The organism is Kitasatospora sp. NPDC093806 (assembly GCF_040683335.1).
In the GTDB taxonomy this organism is placed as follows: Bacteria; Actinomycetota; Actinomycetes; order Streptomycetales; family Streptomycetaceae; genus Kitasatospora.
The window spans coordinates 163,551-181,860 of record NZ_JBFBDO010000003.1; the positions used below are offsets into that span (position 1 = coordinate 163,551).

The following is an 18,310-nucleotide window of genomic DNA, read 5'->3' on the forward strand; positions in this document are numbered from 1 at the left end:
GGATAAGGCCCGGCGGTGACGGGGGGTGGCGGTTCGGCCGCCGTCGTGGCGGAGGCCACTCGGAATGTTGGGCGGGACGGTCCGGAATAGAGTGGGCCACAGATTCGTCGTACACCTGGTCGAATGTTTTCCGGCCGCCCGCACACCCCCCGGCGGGCGCCTCTGCGAAGGACGAACCCCCATGCGCGCCACCGTCATCCACGGGCCCAACGACATCCGGATCGAGCAGGTCCCGGACCCGGTCGTCCAGCAGCCGACCGACGCGGTGGTGCGGGTGGTCAACGCCTGCATCTGCGGCAGCGACCTGTGGGCCTACCGCGGGGTCGCCGCGCGGGTCGCCGGGCAGCGGATCGGGCACGAGTTCCTCGGCGTGGTCGAGGAGACCGGCGCCGAGGTGCGTGACGTCAAGGTGGGCGACCTGGTGGTGGCGCCGTTCGTCTGGTCGGACGGCGTGTGCGAGTACTGCCGCGAGGGCCTGCAGACCTCCTGCCCGCACGGCGGCTTCTGGGGGCAGGTCGGCTCGGACGGCGGGCAGGGCGAGGCGGTCCGCGTCCCGTTCGCGGACGGCACCCTGGTGAAGCTGCCCAAGGAGGCGCAGGGCGACGAGAAGCTGCTGCCGGGCCTGCTGGCGCTCTCCGACGTGATGGCGACCGGGCACCACGCGGCCGTCTCGGCGCGGGTCCGGCCCGGCTCCACGGTCGCCGTGGTCGGCGACGGCGCGGTCGGCCTGTGCGGCGTGCTGGCCGCGCACCGGCTGGGCGCCGGGCGGATCATCGCGCTCGGCCGGCACACCGCGCGGACCGACCTGGCCCGCCGGTTCGGGGCGACCGACGTGGTCGCCGAGCGCGGCGAGGCCGCGATCGAGGCGGTGAAGGAGCTGACCGGCGGGCAGGGCGCGCACGCCGTGCTGGAGGCGGTCGGCACCGAGGAGTCGATGCGCACCGCGGTCTCGATCGCCCGGGACGGCGGCGCGGTCGGCTACGTGGGCGTGCCGCACGGCGGCAGCGCCGGCGTCGACATCGGCCAGATGTTCGGCCGGAACGTTTCGCTCAACGGCGGTGTCGCGCCGGCCCGCGCGTACATCCCCGAGCTGCTGCCGGACGTCCTCTCCGGCGCCATCGAGCCCGGTCTGGTCTTCGACCGTACGGTGGACCTGGACGGGGTGCCGGACGGCTACCGCGCGATGGACGACCGCTCGGCGCTGAAGGTCCGGATCGCGTTCTGACCCGTCCCGACGTGTTCTGACGCGATCGGATCGACTGTCTGATTGACCTACCGCCAGGGGCGGCACCGGGGAACCGGTGCCGCCCCTTCGCGTTGCCCGGAACTGACGGTTTTCGGCCAATCGGTTACTGCTAAGGGGTGAACGTCTGGCTGGTCACGGTCAAACCCTTTCGGCGTACGCCACACCCTCCTAGCATTGCGCGGCGCATCCGGACTGTGACGCCGCTCACGTCGGATCGTTCCACTGGTGCGTCATGCCGCCGAAGGAGTGAAGGAGACAGCGTGGAATCGCCGCCGATCACCACCGCCACCGCTACCGAAACCCAACTCATCGAGGAGAGCGCTGAGTTCCGCACCCTCCGGCGTTCGTTCCGGAACTTCGCGTTCCCGGTCACCATCGGCTTCGTGCTCTGGTACCTGCTCTACGTGCTGCTCTCCAGCTACGCCCCGGGCCTGATGGGCACCAGGGTCGTCGGGCACATCAACGTCGCCCTGGTCCTCGGACTGCTCCAGTTCCTCACCACCTTCGCCATCGCGGCCTGGTACGCGCGCTACGCCGACCGGCGGCTCGACCCGCCCGCCGCCGCGATCCGCGAGGCGCGCGGCGCCGTCGTCCACGCCCCCCGGGAGGCCGCCGAATGAACCTGCTCGCGAGTTCCGCCACCGACCACCGCGGCCTCACCATGACCCTGTTCGGGGTCTTCGTGCTCGCCACCCTCGGCATCACCATCTGGGCCGGCCGGCAGACCAAGGACGCCGCCGACTTCTACGCCGGCGGCCGCGGCTTCTCCGGCTTCCAGAACGGCCTGGCGATCAGCGGCGACTACATGTCCGCCGCGTCCTTCCTCGGCATCGCCGGCGCCATCGCGCTCTTCGGCTACGACGGCTTCCTCTACTCCATCGGCTTCCTGGTCGCCTGGCTGGTCGCCCTGCTGCTGGTCGCCGAACCGCTGCGCAACTCCGGCCGCTACACCATGGCCGACGTGCTCGCCTTCCGGATGCGCCAGCGCCCGGTGCGCACCGCCGCCGGCATCTCCACCATCGTGGTGTCGATCTTCTACCTGCTCGCCCAGATGGTCGGCGCCGGCAGTCTGGTCGCCCTGCTCCTCGGGGTGAGCGGCGACGGCGCCAAGCGCTGGACCATCGTCGCGGTGGGCGCGCTGATGGTCCTCTACGTCGCCATAGGGGGTATGAAGGGCACCACCTGGGTGCAGATCGTCAAGGCCGTGCTGCTGATCGCAGGCACCGCGCTGATGACCGTCCTGGTACTGGCCAAGTACCACTTCAACATCTCCAGCCTGCTCGGCGCCGCCGCCGAGGCCAGCGGCAAGGCCAACGCCTTCCTGGAGCCGGGGCTGAAGTACGGGGCCACCGGCACCAGCAAGCTCGACTTCCTCAGCCTCGGCCTCGCCCTCGTCCTGGGCACCGCCGGCCTGCCGCACATCCTGGTCCGCTTCTACACCGTGCCCACCGCCAAGGCCGCCCGGAAGTCCGTGCTCTGGGCGATCGGCATCATCGGCGGCTTCTACTTGATGACCCTGGCACTCGGCTTCGGCGCCGCCGCGCTGGTCGGCCCGAAGACCATCAAGGCCTCCAACGCGGCGGGCAACACCGCGGCCCCGCTGCTCGCCGAGAACCTGGGCGGCGGCGCGGGCACCACCGGCGGCGCGATCCTGCTCGCGGTGATCTCCGCGGTCGCCTTCGCCACCATCCTCGCCGTGGTCGCCGGGCTCACCCTCGCCTCCTCGGCCTCCTTCGCCCATGACCTCTACGCCAACGTCATCCGGCGCGGCAAGGTCTCCGAGCGCCAGGAGGTGTACGTCGCCAAGTGGGCCGCCGCCGGGATCGGCGCGGTGGCGATCGCGCTCAGCCTGTTCGCCGACAAGCTCAACACCGCCGCCCTGGTCGCGCTGGCCTTCGCGGTGGCCGCCTCGGCCAACCTGCCCACCCTGCTCTTCTCACTCTTCTGGAAGCGGTTCAACACCGCCGGCGCGGTCAGCTCCGTCTACGCCGGACTGGTCACCTCGGTGGTGCTGGTGTTCTTCTCCCCGGTCGTCTCGGGCGGGAAGAACTCGCTCTTCCCGCACTCCGACTTCCACTGGTTCCCACTGGAGAACCCGGGCCTGGTCTCCATCCCGGTCGGCTTCCTGGCGGGCTGGATCGGCACCCTGCTCTCCCGTGAGCGGGCCGACCCGGCGAAGTACGCTGAACTGGAGGTCCGCTCGCTGACCGGACTGGGCGCCCACTGACCGTCGGGTGATGACTAAGCTGGCCCGGCCCGGCCCCGTTCGTCACGGCGGCCGGGCCGGCGGCTTTCCAGGCGCCGCCACACTCGGGAAGGGACCGCCGTGCTGCTCGACACCTTCGGCCGCCGCGCCGTCGACCTGCGGGTCTCCCTCACCGACCGGTGCAACCTGCGCTGCACCTACTGCATGCCCGAGGAGGGCCTGCAGTGGCTGGCCAAGCCCGAGCTGCTCACCGACGAGGAGATCGTCCGGCTGGTCACCGTCGCCGTGCGCGACCTCGGCGTCCAGGAGGTCCGCTTCACCGGCGGCGAGCCGCTGCTACGCCCCGGACTGGTCGGCATAGTCGCCGCCTGCGCCGCCCTCGACCCGCGCCCCGAGCTCTCGCTCACCACCAACGGCATCGGCCTCGCGCGGACCGCCGCGGCGCTGCGCGCGGCCGGCCTGGACCGGGTCAACGTCTCGCTCGACACCCTGGACCCGGACACCTTCCACACCCTCACCCGGCGCCGCCGCCACCAGGACGTGCTGGACGGGCTGGCCGCCGCCGAGGCCGCCGGGCTGACCCCGGTCAAGCTCAACGCGGTGCTGATGCGCGGGGTCAACGAGCACGAGGCGCCCGACCTGCTCGGCTGGTGCCTGGAGCGCGGCTACGAGCTGCGGTTCATCGAGCAGATGCCGCTGGACGCCCAGCACGGCTGGGACCGCTCCGCGATGGTCACCGCCGAGGAGATCCTGGACCGGCTGGCCGCCCGCTTCACGCTCACCCCCGAGTCCTCCGCCCGCCGCGGCGCCGCGCCCGCCGAGCGCTGGCTGGTGGACGGCGGCCCGGCCCGGGTCGGCGTGATCGCCTCGGTGACCCGCCCGTTCTGCCGCGCCTGCGACCGCACCCGGCTGACCGCCGACGGCCAGATCCGCGACTGCCTGTTCGCCACCGGCGAGACCGACCTGCGCACCGCGCTGCGCTCCGGCGCCGACGACGCCGAGCTGGGCGCGCTCTGGCGGGCGGCGATGTGGGGCAAGAAGGCCGGCGCGGGCATCGACGACCCGGACTTCCACCAGCCCACCCGGCCGATGTCCGCGATCGGCGGCTAGGCGGCCGGGCGGTCAGGCGGTCAGGCGGTCAGGGCCTGGGGGCTCAGGACTCCTCGGGGGTCCAGTCGGCGAAGTCGACGACCTCCTTGAGGAAGCCGCGCACGCTCAGGAACTGGGAGAGGTGCTCGCGGTGCTCCGGGCAGGCCAGCCAGGTCTTGCGGCGGTCCGGGGTGTGCAGCTTCGGGTTGTTCCAGACCAGCACCCAGGCGGCGTCGGCCCGGCAGCCCTTGGCGGAGCAGATCGGGGTCTGCGGCTGGGGGGCGTCGGGCAGCAGCATCGGGGTCGTCCTCGGGGTGGCCGGCGGGTTTGTCACGCCAGTCTGTCACGCGTTCGGAACGCCCCGGAAAAGGACATGGCGACGCCGGGCAGCCACGGGGGGAGCCGCCCGGCGTCGGTCCGTCGCTCCGACGGGGGATGCGGAGCGCGTACGCAGTATGTCACGGTCGGACCCGCGTATGGGGAGGTCTTGCATGATTAATCTGAGGTTCTTTTGAGCTTTCCACCCAGGTAAAGGGTGGAAAGCAGGGCAGAACGGACAGTCAGCTCTGAGCCTGTGAAGAATCGGTGGGCACACGGTCCGCCACATCGGTACCGTGCGTCACATCCGCCCCGGTGCCTGACCCGGCGCCGCGGCCCCCGCCGCCGGTCCCGCCGGGGCCGAGCATCAGCGGCGTCTCGGGCGGCACATCGAAGGTCGACGGCAGGCCCGGAGCCCGCTCCCGGCCCGCGTTGGCGATCAGCACCGCGAAGTACGGCAGCAGCACCGCGCCCGCCAGCGCGGCGAACGCCAGCCACCGCTGGACGTCCCACAGCACCACCGCGAGCAGCACGCAGACCGTCCGCAGCAGCATCGAGGCCACATAGCGGCGCTGCCGTCCCCGGACGTCCTCGGTGAGGCTGCTGCGTGCCCCCGTGATCCGGTGGACCTGTCCACCGCCGGCGCTCTTGCCCATGTCCTACCGCCCTCGTCCACGCACCCGCGCGCCTCGCCGCGCGGCCTCCTCACGGTACGCCGGAAGGAAACCGGCGACGAGACCGGGGCGGGGCGGACACGGGCTTTCACCCCTGCGAGAGGTACTCCGGCGGCACCGCGTCGGTCAGCCAGACCCCGTTGTCGCTCACCCGGAACTCGTGCCCCGCCGCCGCCATCGCGGCCGCGGCCACGGTCAGCACCACCGGGCGGCCGTGCCGGGCGCCGACCCGCTCGGCCGTCCCGGTGTCCGCGGACAGGTGGACGTCCTGCCGGGCCATCGGGCGCAGGCCCTCCCGGAAGATCGCGTCCAGGTTCCGGGTGGCGGTGCCGTGGAACAGCACCGCCGGGGGCTCGGTGGCGGCCAGACCGAGGTCGACCGCCACCGTGTGGCCCTGACTGGCCCGGATCGAGAGGCCGTCCGCCGAGTAGGCGAAGCGGCGCTTGTTGTTGGTCGCCACCACGTGGTCCAGCTCGGCCCGGGTCAGCCGGCCGCCCTTCGCCGCCAGCGCGGCCAGCAGGACGTCCACCCGGACCCAGCCGGCCGCGTCCAGCGTCACCCCGACCCGGCCCGGGTCGTGCCGCAGGACGCGCGCCAGCATCTTGCTGACCTTGACCGTGCGCTTCTCGTCCACGTCTCCCGATCCTCCCCCTCCGTCGTACTACGACGCCTGGCTGACCGAGCTCATGTTGAAGCCCTCGACCCGCACCGGCGGCATCGCCGTCCGGGTGAACCAGTCGCTCCACTCGCGCGGCAGGCAGCGCTCGGTGCGGCCCACCTCGGTGATCCGGCCGAGCAGCTCCACCGGCGACTCGTTGAAGCGGAAGTTGTTGACCGCCCCGACCACCTCGCCGTTCTCCACCAGGTAGACGCCGTCCCGGGTGAGGCCGGTCAGCAGCAGCGTCGCCGGGTCCACCTCGCGGATGTACCAGAGGCAGGTGAGCAGCAGGCCGCGCTCGGTGCGGGCGATCATCTCGTCCAGGGTCGGCGCGGACTCCTGGTCGGCCGTCTCCAGCACCAGGTTGTCGATCGCCGGGCGCAGCGCCAGGCCGGTCAGGCCGGCCGAGTGGCGGCTGGTGACCAGCGAGGCCAGCCGGCCGTCCCGGATCCAGTCGGTGCCGGTCAGCGGCAGGCCGTTGTCGAACACCGAGGAGTCGCCCTCGGTCGCGTGCGCCAGCACGAACGGCGTGGCCTCCAGGCCGGGCTCGCGAGGGTCGGAGCGCAGCGTCAGCGGCAGGCCGCTGAGCTCGTCGCCGATCCTGGTCCCCCCGCCGGGCTTGGCGAAGACGGTCTTGCCCTCGAAGGCGTCCCGGCCGCCGGCCGACCAGCTCAGGTACACCATGAGGTCGGCGACGGCGGACGGCGGCAGCAGCGTCTCGTAGCGGCCGGCCGGCAGGTCGATCCGCTTCGCGCCCCAGCCGAGCCGCCGGGTCGCCTCGGCGTGCAGGGCGGTGACGTCCACGTCGGCGAAGTCCCGGGTGGCGGCGCCGACCCAGGCCGAACCGGACAGGTCGGCGGTCTTGGCGTTCAGCTCGACCATCCCGGTCGGCTGGTCGTGCCGCAGCCGCAGGTCGGTGGAGGTGCCCAGGTAGCTGGTGACGAGCTCGTGCCGGGCGAAGCCGTACAGCAGCTCGCCCTGCGCGGCGGCCCGGGCGAAGGCCTGGCCGAGGGCCGGCGCGAACTCCTCGAAGACCGCGATCGAGGTCTCGGCGGGCGGCGCGGTGAAGTCCGGCGCGGGCGGCTGCTCGGCGACGGCGACCAGCGGCTGGGCGTCCTCGGCCGGACCGGCCGCCCGGGCGGCCTCCTCGGCGGCCCGGACCAGGTCGGCCACCTCGTCCGGGACGACGGCCTCGCGGGAGACCACCCCGGAGGCGGTGCCCTCGGCGCCGGCCACCGTGGCGATCACGGTCAGCCGGCGGCCCCGGGTGACGCCGTTGGTGGTCAGCGCGTTGCCGGCCCAGCGCAGGTTGGCGGTCGACTCCTCGTCGGCGATCACCACGCAGCCGTCGGCGCAGGAGAGGCCGAGCGCCAGCTCGACGAGTTCGTGGGGCTGCATCGCGGTCATCAGTGACCCGCCTCCTGCTGGGTGTTGAGCACGTTGACGTTCCGGAACAGCGCCGACGGGCAGCCGTGGCTGACCGCGGCGACCTGGCCGGGCTGCGCCTTGCCGCAGTTGAAGGCGCCGCCGAGCACATAGGTCTGCGGGCCGCCGACGGCCGCCATCGAGCCCCAGAAGTCGGTGGTGGTCGCCTGGTAGGCGAAGTCCTTGACCTGGCCCGCGAGCTCGCCGTTCTTGATGGCGTAGGCGCGCTGCCCGGTGAACTGGAAGTTGTACCGCTGCATGTCGATCGACCAGGACCGGTCGCCGACGATGTACAGGCCGTTCTCGACGCCCGCGAACAGGCCCTCGGTGGACGGACCGTCGGCGGCCGGCTGGAGCGAGACGTTCGCCATCCGCTGCACCGGGACGTGCGCGGGGGAGTCGGCGAAGGCGCAGCCGTTGGAGCGCTCGAAGCCCTTCAACTCCGCCATCGCCCGGTCCAGCTGGTAGCCGACCAGGACACCGTCCTTGACCAGGTCCCAGGACTGCGCGGCCACCCCCTCGTCGTCGTAGCCGACGGTGGACAGGCCGTGCTCGGCGGTGCGGTCGCCGGTGACGTGCATCAGCTCGGAGCCGTACCGGAGCGAGCCCAGCTGGTCGAAGGTGGCGAAGGAGGTGCCGGCGTAGGCGGCCTCGTAGCCGAGCGCGCGGTCCAGCTCGGTGGCGTGGCCGATCGACTCGTGGATGGTCAGCCACAGGTTGGACGGGTCGATGACCAGGTCGTAGCGGCCGGCCCGGACGCTCGGGGCCTTCATCTTCTCGGCCAGCAGGACGGGCAGCTCGGCCAGCTCGGCGTCCCAGTCCCAGCCGGTGCCGCGCAGGTACTCGAAGCCGCGGCCGACCGGCGGGGCCAGCGTGCGCATCGAGTCGAAGGCGCCGGTGCGCTCGTCCACCGAGGTGGCCTCCAGCACCGGGTGCAGCCGGATCCGCTGCTGGGTGGTGACGGTGCCCGCGGTGTCCGCGTAGAACTTGTTCTCCTGGACGGTCAGCAGGGTCGCCTGGACGTGCGAGACGCCCTCGGCGGCCAGCAGCCGCGCGCTCCAGTCGGCGAGCAGCGCCGTCTTCTCGGCGTCCGGCACCTCGAAGGGGTTCACCTCGTAGGCGGAGACCCAGGTGGCGTCCCGGTGCACCGGCTCGGCGGCCAGCCCGACCTGCTCGGCGGACCCGGCCGCGCGGCTGATCCCGCCGGACAGCCGGGCCACCGCGACGGCCTGCTCGGCCACCCGGGCCGCGGCGGCCGGCGTGAGGTCCACCCCGGCGGCGAAGCCCCAGGCGCCGTCCAGCAGCACCCGGACGGCGAAGCCGAGCTGGACGCTGTCGGAGGTGCCGGCCGGGCGGGCGTCGCGCAGCCGCCAGGAGGCGCTGCGGACCCGCTCCAGGCGGAAGTCGGCGTGCGCGGCACCGAGCTCCTTGGCACGGGTGAGGGCGGCGTCGGCGAGGGCGTGCAGCGGGTAGCCGAGGAACAGCGGGTCGACGGCGCGGGTGGCGCCGCCGCCGCTGGTCGGGGGCGTGCTGGTCGGGGGCAGCGGAGGCAATCGGGCTCCCTGGTCGGGGGGATGGCGGTGCGGGCTCCCCGTTCGGATACAGGGGTGCCCGCACGGCATCATGTCCCGGCCAAGGGGTTTCGGCCAGCGCATTTCCCGCGCCGTGACCGAGCGGTCACGCCAGGGCTAGGCCAGGCCCTCCCACCAGCCGTCCAGCTCCGGCGGGCTGTCGACGTCCACCCGCTCGCCGGGACGCGGCACCGCCAGCCGCACGCCCTGCTCCTTGGCCTCCACCAGCAGCCGCTCGACCGGTTCGGCCCACGGGTGCAGGCCCAGGTTGAAGGTGCACCAGTGCACCGGAAGCAGCAGGCCGGCGTTCAGCTCGCGGTGGGCGAGGACGGCGTCCTCCGGGGTCATGTGGATGTCGGCCCAGGCCGGGTCGTACGCGCCGATCTGGACCAGCGCGGCGTCGAACGGGCCGTGCTCGGCGCCGATCCGGGCGTAGCCCTCGAAGTAGCCGGAGTCGCCGGTGTAGAAGACCTTGCGGTTCGGCCCGGCGACCACCCAGGAGCCCCAGAGCGTGGTGTTGCGGGTCAGGCCGCGGCCGGAGAAGTGGTGGGCGGCGGTCAGGGTGAGCGTGAGGTCGCCGAGCCGGCAGGTCTCGTCCCAGTCCAGCTCGATGATCCGGTGCTCCGGGACGCCCCAGCGGCGCAGGTGGGAGCCGATGCCCAGGGGCACCGCGAACGGCGCGGACTGGCTGCGGACCAGCCGGCGCACCGTCGCCAGGTCCAGGTGGTCGTAGTGGTCGTGTGAGATCAGCACCGCGTCCACCTGCGGCAGCTCCTCCAGCTCCACCGGCACCGGGTGCAGCCGGCGCGGGCCGACCTGCGCGGCGGGTGAGCAGCGCTCGCTCCAGACCGGGTCGAGCAGCACCCGCGAGCCCTCCACCTCGACCAGCGCCGAGGCGTGCCCGTACCAGGTGACGGCCACGCCCTCGGCGGCCGGGCCGGGGCCCTCGGCCGGGCGGACCGTCGGCACCGGGCGGACCGGCGTCCGGCCCGCGCGCTGGAACAGCACCCGTTGCACCGTCGCCACGTCGATGCCGGACGGGGCGGTGGGCCGGGCCAGCTCGGAGGGCGCGTTGTGGAAGACCCCGTCGCGGTACTGCGGGGAGTTGCGCAGCCGCTCCTCGCGCTCGCCGTCCGGCCGCCGGCCGAACGCCGCCGGCAGGTCGCGCAGCGACCAGGCGACCGCTCCCGCGCCGGCCGCCAGCGCGGCCAGGGCCAGCAGTCGTCCGCGCCGGTGGGTGGTCCCGGCCTGTGCCTCGCTCATCCGCGCTCTGCCTCCGCTCGTCGCCGGGGCCGTGTCCGGCCTGCGGGCCCGTCCGGGCCCCGGTGCGGCGGCCCCGGCTCCGTGCCGCACCACGGGGGCACAACGGGCGCGCCCCGCCGCCGGGTTCCCGGGTCCGGTGACCGATCCGTGGTGGTTCCGTGGCGGTCGGGCGGTGGTCCGGCCGTGGTCGGACGGTGGCCGGAGGGGGCTGCCCGCCGCTCCCGCGGACGCCGCGACCCGGCCCGGACCGGCGGCGGAACCGCGTGAAAACGCCCCGGACCTCGATTGTCGGGTACCGACAGTTCCTTCGGTGCGGCGCTGTGGGAGACCGATTCGTCGCCGCGCCGGGGCGACCGATAGCGTCACACCGCGTACATCGTTGCGACGTACGCGGACATCACGGAGTGGAACGCGGGCCTCACGGCGTGCGCACACCAGGAGAGAGGTGGATCGGTGAGTCGCTCGGTTCTCGTCACCGGAGGTAACCGGGGCATCGGCCTCGCGATCGCGCTGGCCTTCGCCGAGGCGGGCGACAAGGTCGCCATCACCAGCCGGTCGGGAGAGGTCCCCGAGCAGCTGGCCAAGTACGACGTGCTCGCGGTGCGCTGCGACATCACCGACAGCGCCCAGGTCGACGCCGCGCTCACCGAGATCGAGAAGGCGCACGGCGGAGCGGTCGAGGTGCTGGTCGCCAACGCCGGGATCACCCACGACACCCTGCTGCTGCGGATGTCGGAGGAGGACTTCACGTCCGTCCTGGACACCAACCTCACCGGCACCTTCCGCGTCGTGAAGCGCGCCTCCAAGCTGATGATGCGCGCCCGCAAGGGCCGGATCGTGCTGATCTCCTCGGTCGTCGGCCTCTCCGGTTCGCCGGGCCAGGCCAACTACGCCGCGTCCAAGGCCGGCCTGGTCGGCTTCGCCCGTTCGCTCGCCCGCGAGCTCGGGCCGCGCAACATCACCGTCAACGTGGTCGCCCCCGGCTTCGTGGACACCGACATGACCGCGGTGCTCAGCGACGAGCGCCGCGCGGAGATCGTCGCCGGCGTGCCCCTGGGCCGCTACGCGGCGCCCGCCGAGGTCGCTTCCACCGTGCGGTTCCTCGGTTCGGACGAGGCCGCGTACATCACCGGAGCCGTCATTCCCGTGGACGGCGGATTGGGCATGGGTCACTGAGACATGAGCGGAATCCTTGAGGGCAAGCGCATCCTGGTCACCGGTGTGCTGATGGAGTCCTCCATCGCCTTCCACACCGCCAAGCTGGCCCAGGAGCAGGGCGCGGAGATCATCCTCACCGCCTTCCCCCGGCCGAGCCTGACCGAGCGCATCGCCAAGAAGCTGCCGCACCCGGTCAAGGTGCTGGAGCTGGACGTCTCCAGCGAGGAGCAGCTGGCCGGCATCGCCGACCAGGTCCGCGAGCACCTGCCGAGCCTGGACGGCATCGTCCACTCCATCGGCTTCGCCCCGCAGGACGCGCTCGGCGGCAACTTCCTGGACACCCCCTGGGAGTCCGTGGCCACCGCGATGCAGGTCTCGGCGTTCTCGCTGAAGTCGCTGACCATGGCCCTGCTGCCGCTGATGCGGGACGGCGGCGCCGTCGTCGGCCTCACCTTCGACGCGCAGTACGCCTGGCCGCAGTACGACTGGATGGGCCCGGCCAAGGCCGCCCTGGAGTCGACCAACCGCTACCTGGCGCGCTACCTGGGCGAGCGGAACATCCGCTGCAACCTGGTCTCGGCGGGCCCGATCGGCTCGATGGCCGCCAAGTCCATCCCGGGCTTCGGCGACCTGGCCGCCACCTGGGACGCCCGCTCCCCGCTGAAGTGGGACCTGAGCGACCCGGAGCCGGCCGGCCGCGGCGTCGTCGCCCTGCTGTCGGACTGGTTCCCGAAGACCACCGGCGAGATCGTCCACGTGGACGGCGGCCTGCACGCCATCGGCGCCTGAGCCCCCTCGCCCGCACCGCTGCCCGGCACCCTCCGCGGAGGCTGCCGGGCAGCGGCGTTCCGGCCTACTTGGGCGCGACCGGCTCGCAGCCGAACTTGGCGGCCATCGCGTTGGCCCAGGAGCGGAAGGCGGTGGTCTCGATGGGCTGGGTCGCGCCGGTGATCTCGAACCCGAAAGCGTGCAGCGTGAGGCTGCCGCTTCCGCAGGGGGCGACCATGGTGCTGCCGTTACCGGTGCCCCGCCAGCCCGCCGGCAGCGGGTCCAACGGTTTGTCGGCGACGTGGAGGGCGAAGTCCGGGTAGCGGGTGCCGAGGGTGGCGGTGAACTCGTAGAGCGGCCGCGTCCGGTCGTCCGTGTGGATCCAGCAGCTCTGGACCGGTGCCGAGGGGCTGCTGATGTCCTGACGGGCGCCGGGCTGGACTTTGCGGATGGCAGTCGCCCCCGGAACCCCGCATATCTGCCCGTCGTCGACCGACTGCCCGAGCTGTTCGCCGGTGGTCAGATGGACGTCGGGGACCTCTGCCGATCCGCAGCCGGAACGGCGGGCGACCCCGGCCGCGAAGTCAGCGGCCAGCCGGGCCAGACCCTGCCGTGCCTCGGGTGACGCGGCCGTGTCGGCGCGGGCGAAGAGGTAGGGGTCGGGCTCCTTGGCACGGGTCACGTCCACGGCGACCGCGTCGGCGTCCCGCTTCGGATAGTTGTTCGTGTCCTTGGGGTCCAGTCGACAGCCCGGCGCCATCAACAGCCAGCCACGGGCGTTGCCGAACGCGCCGACCGGCCCACGATCCGGTTGCGACATCGCGGGATCGGCGCGCAGCGACGGCTCGAAGAGCGCGGCCATCTTGGTGCGCAGGTGGATCTCGGCGACGTACTTACCGCCACGCTTGAGACTGATCGCGCAGTACGCGTCCGGGTCCTTGCGGTCGCTCGACACGTCGCTGTCGGCGACCACGATCTTGCCGCTGCCGAGGACCCGTTTGGCATCCTCGGCAGCGACGGCGCCGTCGCAGAGCCGGTCCGGGAGGAACAGGTCGGTGTACCGCCAGGCGGCGAGGCCGCCGCCCCCGAGCACGAGCACGAGGGCGGCGCCGAGCAGCAGGGCCCGCCGGGGGAGCGTCACTGCTGGCCGTTCCGGCCGAGCGCGCTCATGGCGTTCGCGTGGCCGCTGGTGTGGCCGAGCGCGATGTTGGAGTACACGAGGTCGGTGCGCTGGCCGGTGGTGTCGCCGTTGGCCTGGCCCCAGCCCCGGGCCATCTCCTTGCTCTGGTTCAGGGCGGCGAAGTGCGCGTCGGAGGCCTCCTTGTTGCCCGCGTCCTGGGCGTCCTTCTTGACGTCGTCCGCCCACTTGTCGATGCCCAGGTCGACCAGGGAGCCCGCGACGTCGCCGACCTCCGGGATGAAGCCGGTCACCGGGCCGCTGATGGCGGAGGCGTAGGAGCTGGTCTTGTCGGCCCACTCCATCCGGTCGTCCTTGTTGTCGAGGATGACGTCGGTCCGGATGGCGTCGTAGGCGCCGAGCGCGGTGCCGATGCGCTGGGCGGGGAGGTCGACGACGCTGCGGTCGGCGTGCGGGTCGGCCGGCAGGGCGCCGATGAGCTCGGCGGTCTTGGCCCGTTCGGCGCTGTAGAGCAGCGCGTAGGCCTCGGGTTCGTCGGAGACGCCGCGCAGGACGCGGGTGAGGCTGTCGGCGCCGCCGTTGAGGTGGCCGGCGCCGTTCTCCTCGCGGACGCCGCCGCCACCGCTGCGGACGTGGTCGCTGAGGATGCCGTGGGTGTCGTCGACGTAGTCCGACAGCGCGTTGGCCAGCGGCATCTTCAGGTCGTCGTGGATCTCGCTGCCCTTGCCGCCGCCGTCCAGGGCGTCGATCGCGCCCTGCATGACGCGGGCCTGGGCGGGGGTGTGCGGTCCGCCGTTGTGGGTGCCCTCGCCGGGGACGTCGCCGGTGGCGGCGGCCTCCAGGGCGGCGGCGAGGCCGGCCTGGTGGGTGCCCTTGTCGTTCACCGGCGCCGCGAACAGGGTGTTGGTGTACGTGGTGGGCCACTCCCGGTCGCGCAGCAGGTACTTGAGGCGGTCCTCGGCGCCGGGCGACTTCGGGTCCAGGAACATCGTGGCGGCGTCCGGGTTCTGGCCCATCAGCTTGAGCACGCCGTCGACGGGGTCGTACACGAGGTCCGGCCGCGGGCCGTCGAACTGGTGCGAGGACCAGCGGTTCTTGTCCTTGCGCTCGGCGGCGACGATGTCGGTGCCGAGGTCGTTCAGGAACTCCTTGCCGTACCCGGCGTTGCCGTGCTGGAGCAGGGTGGCCAGGGTCTGGTAGCCGTAGATCGGCGCGGTCTTGCCGCCGAAGTGGCGGGCGTTGACGTTCTTGACGCCGGCGTCCTGCAGGCCCTTGCGGAAGTCCTGGTAGAACTTGGTGTTCGGGTCGCGGGTGGCGCCGGCGATGGTGTTGGCGAGGTTGGTCTGCAGCTCGCCGTACTCGCCCTTGAGCTTGCCGCCGCGCTCGTTGAGCCGCAGTTCCAGCTCGTCGGCGAGCAGCAGGGTGCCTTCGGGGCCGAGCGCGGTGAGCAGGGTCTGGCCGTACTCCGGGCTGCCGGAGTTGGCCTTCATCAGGTTGTTGAGCTCGGCGAGCTCCTCCGGGCTGAGGCTCTTGCCGTCCTTGAGGCGCGCCGCCAGCTCGGCGGCCCGCCTGCCGTCCGCCGCGTCGCCGCCGCCGACCGCCTGGCCGTTGAACTGGTCCGACGGGTCGCCGACCTTGGCGGCGCGGCGCAGCTGGAGGGCGGCGCGCTGATCGGCGGCGGTCGCCTCCTCCAGGTAGATCTTGATCTTCTGCGCCCACTGGCCGGCCGCCTCGTGCCGGGACTGCTGGTAGTCCGGGTCGTGGTGGTAGTAGGCGCGCTCGTCGGGGGAGAGGGCGCCGAGGTCGAACAGGACGTTGCCGGTGCCGGTGATCTTCATGCCGTCGGCCTGGGCATCGGCGACGGCCTGCTTCAGCTTCTTCTGCGCCGACTCGAAGTCGCCCTTGGCGTCGGTGATGATCGAGGCGATGGCCTTGGCCTCGGTCTGCGCGTCGATGCTCTGCTGGCGGGTGAGGCTGACGTGCTGGTTGGCGGCGAGCGCGGTGGAGCCCAGCCACAGGCCCTGGCCGCCGGTGACCGACAGCACCTCGTTCTCCAGCCGGTGCTGGACCTGCTGGTACTTGCCGGCCATCGCGGTGAAGTCGGCGGCGGCCTTGGCCATGGCGGACGGGTCCGCCTTCATGACGTCCTCGTAGCCGAGCGTGCTCATGGTTCACGCACCCCCGGTGAACGACGAGGCGATGCCGTGCTCGACGTTCAGGTAGTTGGTGTGGGTCTGCCGCATCATCCCGGCCTCGGCGTTGAGCCGGCCGTTGAGCTGCGACACCTGCTCGTGCCACTCCTTGAGCGCCCCGCGCAGCGCGGCCGCGGTGTCCCAGCCGCTCAGCTTCGCCGCCGCGGCCTCGATCGACTCGTCGGCGACCTTCCCGGCGGCGGTGCTGTCGTTGGCGATGCCGTCCAGCGCGGTGGCGGCCTTGTCGAGCGCCCCCGTCGACACCTTGGTCGGCCCGACGGGGCCCACCGGCCCCACCGGTCCGAAGGGCCCCGTGCCGCCGGGTCCCTGGGCCAGCTTCAGGTCCGGATCCGCCATCAGTTCTCCCCGTTGAGTCCACACCCGGCCGTCACCCGGCCGTCCCGTGAATTTTCACGGGACGTTAGCACGCCAAATCCGGCCCCCCACAGGCCTTTGCGCCGCTTTCGGGGTCGGCCCCGGGGGTCGGCCGGGGTCGGCCGGGGGTCAGGCCTCGGGGTCGGTGCAGGCGCCGATGGCGCGGGCGGCCTCGTGCGAGGCGCGCTGGGGGTCGCGGGCGCGGATGGCGTCGAGGATCTCGTCGTGGCCGATGTAGCGGTCGGCGGTGAGCTCGGGGCCGACGTCGTGGCGCAGGTGGGCGCGGGTGACCTCGCCGAGGTCGGCGTAGACGGCGGCCAGGACGTCGTTGTGGGCGGCGGCGACGACGGCCTGGTGGAAGGCGGCGTCGGCCTGGATGAAGTCCTCGGCGTCGCCGGAGCGCCAGGCGTCCTCGCGGCGGGCCAGCGCGGCGTCCAGGAGGGCGAGGTCGCGGTCGGTGCGGCGGCCGGCGGCGAGGCCGGCGGCGGAGGTCTCCAGGGTGACCCGCAGTTCGGCGACCTGGGCCTGGTCGGCGTCGGCGAAGCGGCGGTGCATCACGCCGGCGAGCTCGCTGGTGGCCAGGACGTAGGTGCCGGAGCCCTGGCGGATGTCGAGCAGGCCGTTGTGGGCGAGGGCGCGGACGGCCTCGCGCACGGTGTTGCGGGCCACGCCCAGCTGCTCGACCAGGGCGGCCTCGGTGGGGATGCGCGAACCGACCGGCCACTCGCCGGAGGTGATCTGGGCGCGCAGCTGGGCGATCACCTGGTCGGACAGCGGGGTGCGCCTCGGCGAGGACAGCGCCACGGGGAACTCCTTGTGGTCGGGTTCGGCCATCATGCCAATTCGAGGATGCGCTAATTCATCCCATCATTCTATGATGCCTCCATGTCGTCCGCCCTGCCGTCCAGTACAGACACCGCCCCGGTAGCCCCCGCCAGGCCGCCGGCCGAGCGGCCCGCCCCGTCCCGCCACCGCTACCTCGGCTGGCTGTTCGCCGTCGCGATCGCCGCCGCCGCGTTCAACCTCCGCCCGGTGGTCACCAGCCTCGGGCCGCTGCTCGACCAGGTCCGCGCCGACCTCGGGATGAGCCCGACGGTGGCCGGCCTGCTCACCGCCGTCCCCTCGCTCTGCTTCGCGCTGTTCGGCTTCGCCGCGCCCGGCCTGGCCCGCCGGCTCGGCCCGGTCGCGGTGGTCACCGCGGGCATGGGCGCGATCACCGCGGGCGTGCTGGCGCGCTCCTTCGCCGGCGGCACGGCCGTCTTCCTGCTGCTCACCGCGGTCGCGCTGGCCGGGGTCGCGGTCTCCAACGTGCTGATCCCGGTGGTGATCAAGCGGTACTTCCCGGACCGGGTCGGTCCGATGATCGGCCTGTACTCGATGTCGCTGTCGGCCGGCACCGCGCTGGCCGCCGCCGTCACCGTGCCGCTGACCAGCGCGCTCGGCGGGGACTGGCGGGTCGGCCTCGGCGTGTGGGCCGCGCTCGGCGCGGTGGCCCTGCTGCTCTGGCTGCCGGTGCTGGTCACCCGGCGGCGGGAGGCCGGACCGGCGGCCGGGGCGGCCGCGGCCGGGAAGCTGCCGATCACCCGCAGCCGCACCGCCTGGGCGCTGGCCTGCTTCTTCGGCTTCCAGGCCACCGGCGCGTACGTGGTGATGGGCTGGCTGCCGAAGATCTTCCAGGACGCGGGCGTCTCCGAGAGCAGCTCGGGCGTCCTGCTGGCGCTGACCATGGTGATCGGCGTGCCGGTCTCCTTCGTGCTGCCGAACCTGGCGGCCCGGCGCGGCGACCAGCGGCTGTTCGTGGTGGTCCTGGCGGCCTGCGGGATCGCCGGGTACACCGGACTGGCGCTGGCCCCGGCCACCGTGCCGTGGCTGTGGGCGGTCCTGGTGGGCCTGTCGAACTGCGCGTTCCCGCTGGTGCTGACGATGATCGGGCTGCGCGCCCGGACGGCCGGCGGGGTGGCCCAGCTCTCGGCCTTCGCCCAGGGCGTCGGCTACCTGATCTCGATCCCGGGCCCGATCCTGATCGGCCGGATCTACCAGGCGACCGGCGAGTGGTACCTGCCGCTCGGTTTCCTGGCGCTGCTGCTGGTGCCGCAGATGCTGTTCGGCCTGCGGGCCGCGCGGGCCCGGCACATCGAGGACGAGGCGGTGCCGGCCGGCGGGTCCGCCGGAGCCTGAGGGGCTGAGGGCCGGAGCCCGAGGGTCGGTGACGGACGGGCGTGTTCGGGG

At 73.0% G+C, this 18,310-nt stretch carries 17 protein-coding genes; 7 read left to right on the forward strand and 10 right to left on the reverse strand.

Features of this window, described 5'->3' with window-relative positions; all coding sequences use genetic code 11:
* The first annotated feature begins 181 nt into the window (after nucleotides 1-181).
* The 4 genes from AB0N76_RS04310 to moaA all read left to right on the forward strand — a co-directional run bounded on the left by AB0N76_RS04310 (nucleotide 182) and on the right by moaA (nucleotide 4,562).
* Nucleotides 182-1,225, forward strand: coding sequence for a zinc-dependent alcohol dehydrogenase family protein (locus AB0N76_RS04310; RefSeq protein ID WP_363552984.1), 1,044 nt, complete (start codon nucleotides 182-184; stop codon nucleotides 1,223-1,225).
* Nucleotides 1,226-1,506: 281 nt separating this feature from the next.
* Nucleotides 1,507-1,866 carry a DUF485 domain-containing protein gene (locus tag AB0N76_RS04315; RefSeq protein ID WP_363552986.1) on the forward strand — a complete coding sequence of 120 codons (360 nt, stop codon included), beginning with the start codon at nucleotides 1,507-1,509 and terminating at the stop codon, nucleotides 1,864-1,866.
* Nucleotides 1,863-3,473 carry a cation acetate symporter gene (locus AB0N76_RS04320; RefSeq protein WP_363552988.1) on the forward strand — a complete coding sequence of 537 codons (1,611 nt, stop codon included), beginning with the start codon at nucleotides 1,863-1,865 and terminating at the stop codon, nucleotides 3,471-3,473. Before AB0N76_RS04315 ends, AB0N76_RS04320 begins: the two co-directional genes overlap by 4 nt.
* Before the next feature lie 99 nt (nucleotides 3,474-3,572).
* Entirely contained in the window at nucleotides 3,573-4,562 is a 990-nt protein-coding gene (gene moaA / locus AB0N76_RS04325) for a GTP 3',8-cyclase MoaA (RefSeq protein WP_363552990.1), read from the forward strand.
* Between the two features lie 43 nt (nucleotides 4,563-4,605).
* On the opposite strand, the gene AB0N76_RS04330 is transcribed toward moaA, so the two are convergent.
* The 6 genes from AB0N76_RS04330 to AB0N76_RS04355 form a co-directional block, all read right to left on the reverse strand.
* A complete protein-coding gene (locus AB0N76_RS04330) occupies nucleotides 4,606-4,839 on the reverse strand; it encodes a hypothetical protein (protein WP_363552992.1) in 234 nt (77 codons plus the stop codon).
* A gap of 262 nt (nucleotides 4,840-5,101) precedes the next feature.
* Entirely contained in the window at nucleotides 5,102-5,515 is a 414-nt protein-coding gene (locus AB0N76_RS04335; RefSeq protein ID WP_363552994.1) for a DUF3099 domain-containing protein, read from the reverse strand.
* A gap of 106 nt (nucleotides 5,516-5,621) precedes the next feature.
* On the reverse strand, nucleotides 5,622-6,167 hold the full coding sequence (locus AB0N76_RS04340) for an RNA 2'-phosphotransferase (protein ID WP_363552996.1): 546 nt from the start codon (nucleotides 6,165-6,167) through the stop codon (nucleotides 5,622-5,624).
* Nucleotides 6,168-6,194: 27 nt separating this feature from the next.
* Nucleotides 6,195-7,598 (reverse strand): metallopeptidase TldD-related protein, encoded by a 1,404-nt coding sequence (locus tag AB0N76_RS04345; RefSeq protein ID WP_363552998.1) that lies wholly within the window; start codon nucleotides 7,596-7,598, stop codon nucleotides 6,195-6,197.
* Nucleotides 7,598-9,160 carry a TldD/PmbA family protein gene (locus AB0N76_RS04350; RefSeq protein WP_363553052.1) on the reverse strand — a complete coding sequence of 521 codons (1,563 nt, stop codon included), beginning with the start codon at nucleotides 9,158-9,160 and terminating at the stop codon, nucleotides 7,598-7,600. The genes AB0N76_RS04345 and AB0N76_RS04350 overlap by 1 nt, the downstream gene beginning before the upstream one ends.
* A 144-nt stretch (nucleotides 9,161-9,304) precedes the next feature.
* Entirely contained in the window at nucleotides 9,305-10,450 is a 1,146-nt protein-coding gene (locus AB0N76_RS04355; RefSeq protein ID WP_363553000.1) for an MBL fold metallo-hydrolase, read from the reverse strand.
* A gap of 453 nt (nucleotides 10,451-10,903) precedes the next feature.
* On the opposite strand from AB0N76_RS04355, the gene fabG reads away from it, so the two are divergent.
* Nucleotides 10,904-11,626, forward strand: a complete 723-nt coding sequence (fabG, locus tag AB0N76_RS04360; RefSeq protein WP_363553002.1) for a 3-oxoacyl-[acyl-carrier-protein] reductase — start codon at nucleotides 10,904-10,906, stop codon at nucleotides 11,624-11,626.
* Nucleotides 11,627-11,629: 3 nt separating this feature from the next.
* A complete protein-coding gene (fabI, locus tag AB0N76_RS04365; protein WP_363553004.1) occupies nucleotides 11,630-12,397 on the forward strand; it encodes an enoyl-ACP reductase FabI in 768 nt (255 codons plus the stop codon).
* A gap of 64 nt (nucleotides 12,398-12,461) precedes the next feature.
* Here fabI and AB0N76_RS04370 read toward each other — a convergent pair whose 3' ends face one another.
* The 4 genes from AB0N76_RS04370 to AB0N76_RS04385 all read right to left on the reverse strand — a co-directional run bounded on the left by AB0N76_RS04370 (nucleotide 12,462) and on the right by AB0N76_RS04385 (nucleotide 16,885).
* On the reverse strand, nucleotides 12,462-13,517 hold the full coding sequence (locus AB0N76_RS04370; RefSeq protein WP_363553006.1) for a hypothetical protein: 1,056 nt from the start codon (nucleotides 13,515-13,517) through the stop codon (nucleotides 12,462-12,464).
* Nucleotides 13,514-15,682: a DUF6571 family protein gene (locus AB0N76_RS04375; RefSeq protein WP_363553008.1), complete on the reverse strand. Its 2,169-nt coding sequence runs from the start codon at nucleotides 15,680-15,682 to the stop codon at nucleotides 13,514-13,516. The genes AB0N76_RS04370 and AB0N76_RS04375 overlap by 4 nt, the downstream gene beginning before the upstream one ends.
* 3 nt (nucleotides 15,683-15,685) lie before the next feature.
* Entirely contained in the window at nucleotides 15,686-16,063 is a 378-nt protein-coding gene (locus tag AB0N76_RS04380; RefSeq protein WP_363553010.1) for a hypothetical protein, read from the reverse strand.
* A gap of 147 nt (nucleotides 16,064-16,210) precedes the next feature.
* Nucleotides 16,211-16,885, reverse strand: coding sequence for a FadR/GntR family transcriptional regulator (locus AB0N76_RS04385; protein WP_363553054.1), 675 nt, complete (start codon nucleotides 16,883-16,885; stop codon nucleotides 16,211-16,213).
* Nucleotides 16,886-16,966: 81 nt separating this feature from the next.
* On the opposite strand from AB0N76_RS04385, the gene AB0N76_RS04390 reads away from it, so the two are divergent.
* Nucleotides 16,967-18,259: an MFS transporter gene (locus AB0N76_RS04390; RefSeq protein WP_363553012.1), complete on the forward strand. Its 1,293-nt coding sequence runs from the start codon at nucleotides 16,967-16,969 to the stop codon at nucleotides 18,257-18,259.
* The last annotated feature ends 51 nt before the right edge of the window (nucleotides 18,260-18,310 follow it).

Excerpts from the sequence above, each read along its gene's own strand:
- AB0N76_RS04310 (WP_363552984.1), top strand. The coding sequence starts at position 182 with ATGCGCGCCACCGTCATCCACGGGCCCAACGACATCCGGATCGAGCAG.
- AB0N76_RS04320 (WP_363552988.1), top strand. The coding sequence starts at position 1,863 with ATGAACCTGCTCGCGAGTTCCGCCACCGACCACCGCGGCCTCACCATG.
- AB0N76_RS04330 (WP_363552992.1), bottom strand. The coding sequence starts at position 4,839 with ATGCTGCTGCCCGACGCCCCCCAGCCGCAGACCCCGATCTGCTCCGCC.
- AB0N76_RS04335 (WP_363552994.1), bottom strand. The coding sequence starts at position 5,515 with ATGGGCAAGAGCGCCGGCGGTGGACAGGTCCACCGGATCACGGGGGCA.
- AB0N76_RS04345 (WP_363552998.1), bottom strand. The coding sequence starts at position 7,598 with ATGACCGCGATGCAGCCCCACGAACTCGTCGAGCTGGCGCTCGGCCTC.
- AB0N76_RS04355 (WP_363553000.1), bottom strand. The coding sequence starts at position 10,450 with ATGAGCGAGGCACAGGCCGGGACCACCCACCGGCGCGGACGACTGCTG.
- fabI (WP_363553004.1), top strand. The coding sequence starts at position 11,630 with ATGAGCGGAATCCTTGAGGGCAAGCGCATCCTGGTCACCGGTGTGCTG.
- AB0N76_RS04375 (WP_363553008.1), bottom strand. The coding sequence starts at position 15,682 with ATGAGCACGCTCGGCTACGAGGACGTCATGAAGGCGGACCCGTCCGCC.
- AB0N76_RS04380 (WP_363553010.1), bottom strand. The coding sequence starts at position 16,063 with ATGGCGGATCCGGACCTGAAGCTGGCCCAGGGACCCGGCGGCACGGGG.
- AB0N76_RS04390 (WP_363553012.1), top strand. The coding sequence starts at position 16,967 with ATGTCGTCCGCCCTGCCGTCCAGTACAGACACCGCCCCGGTAGCCCCC.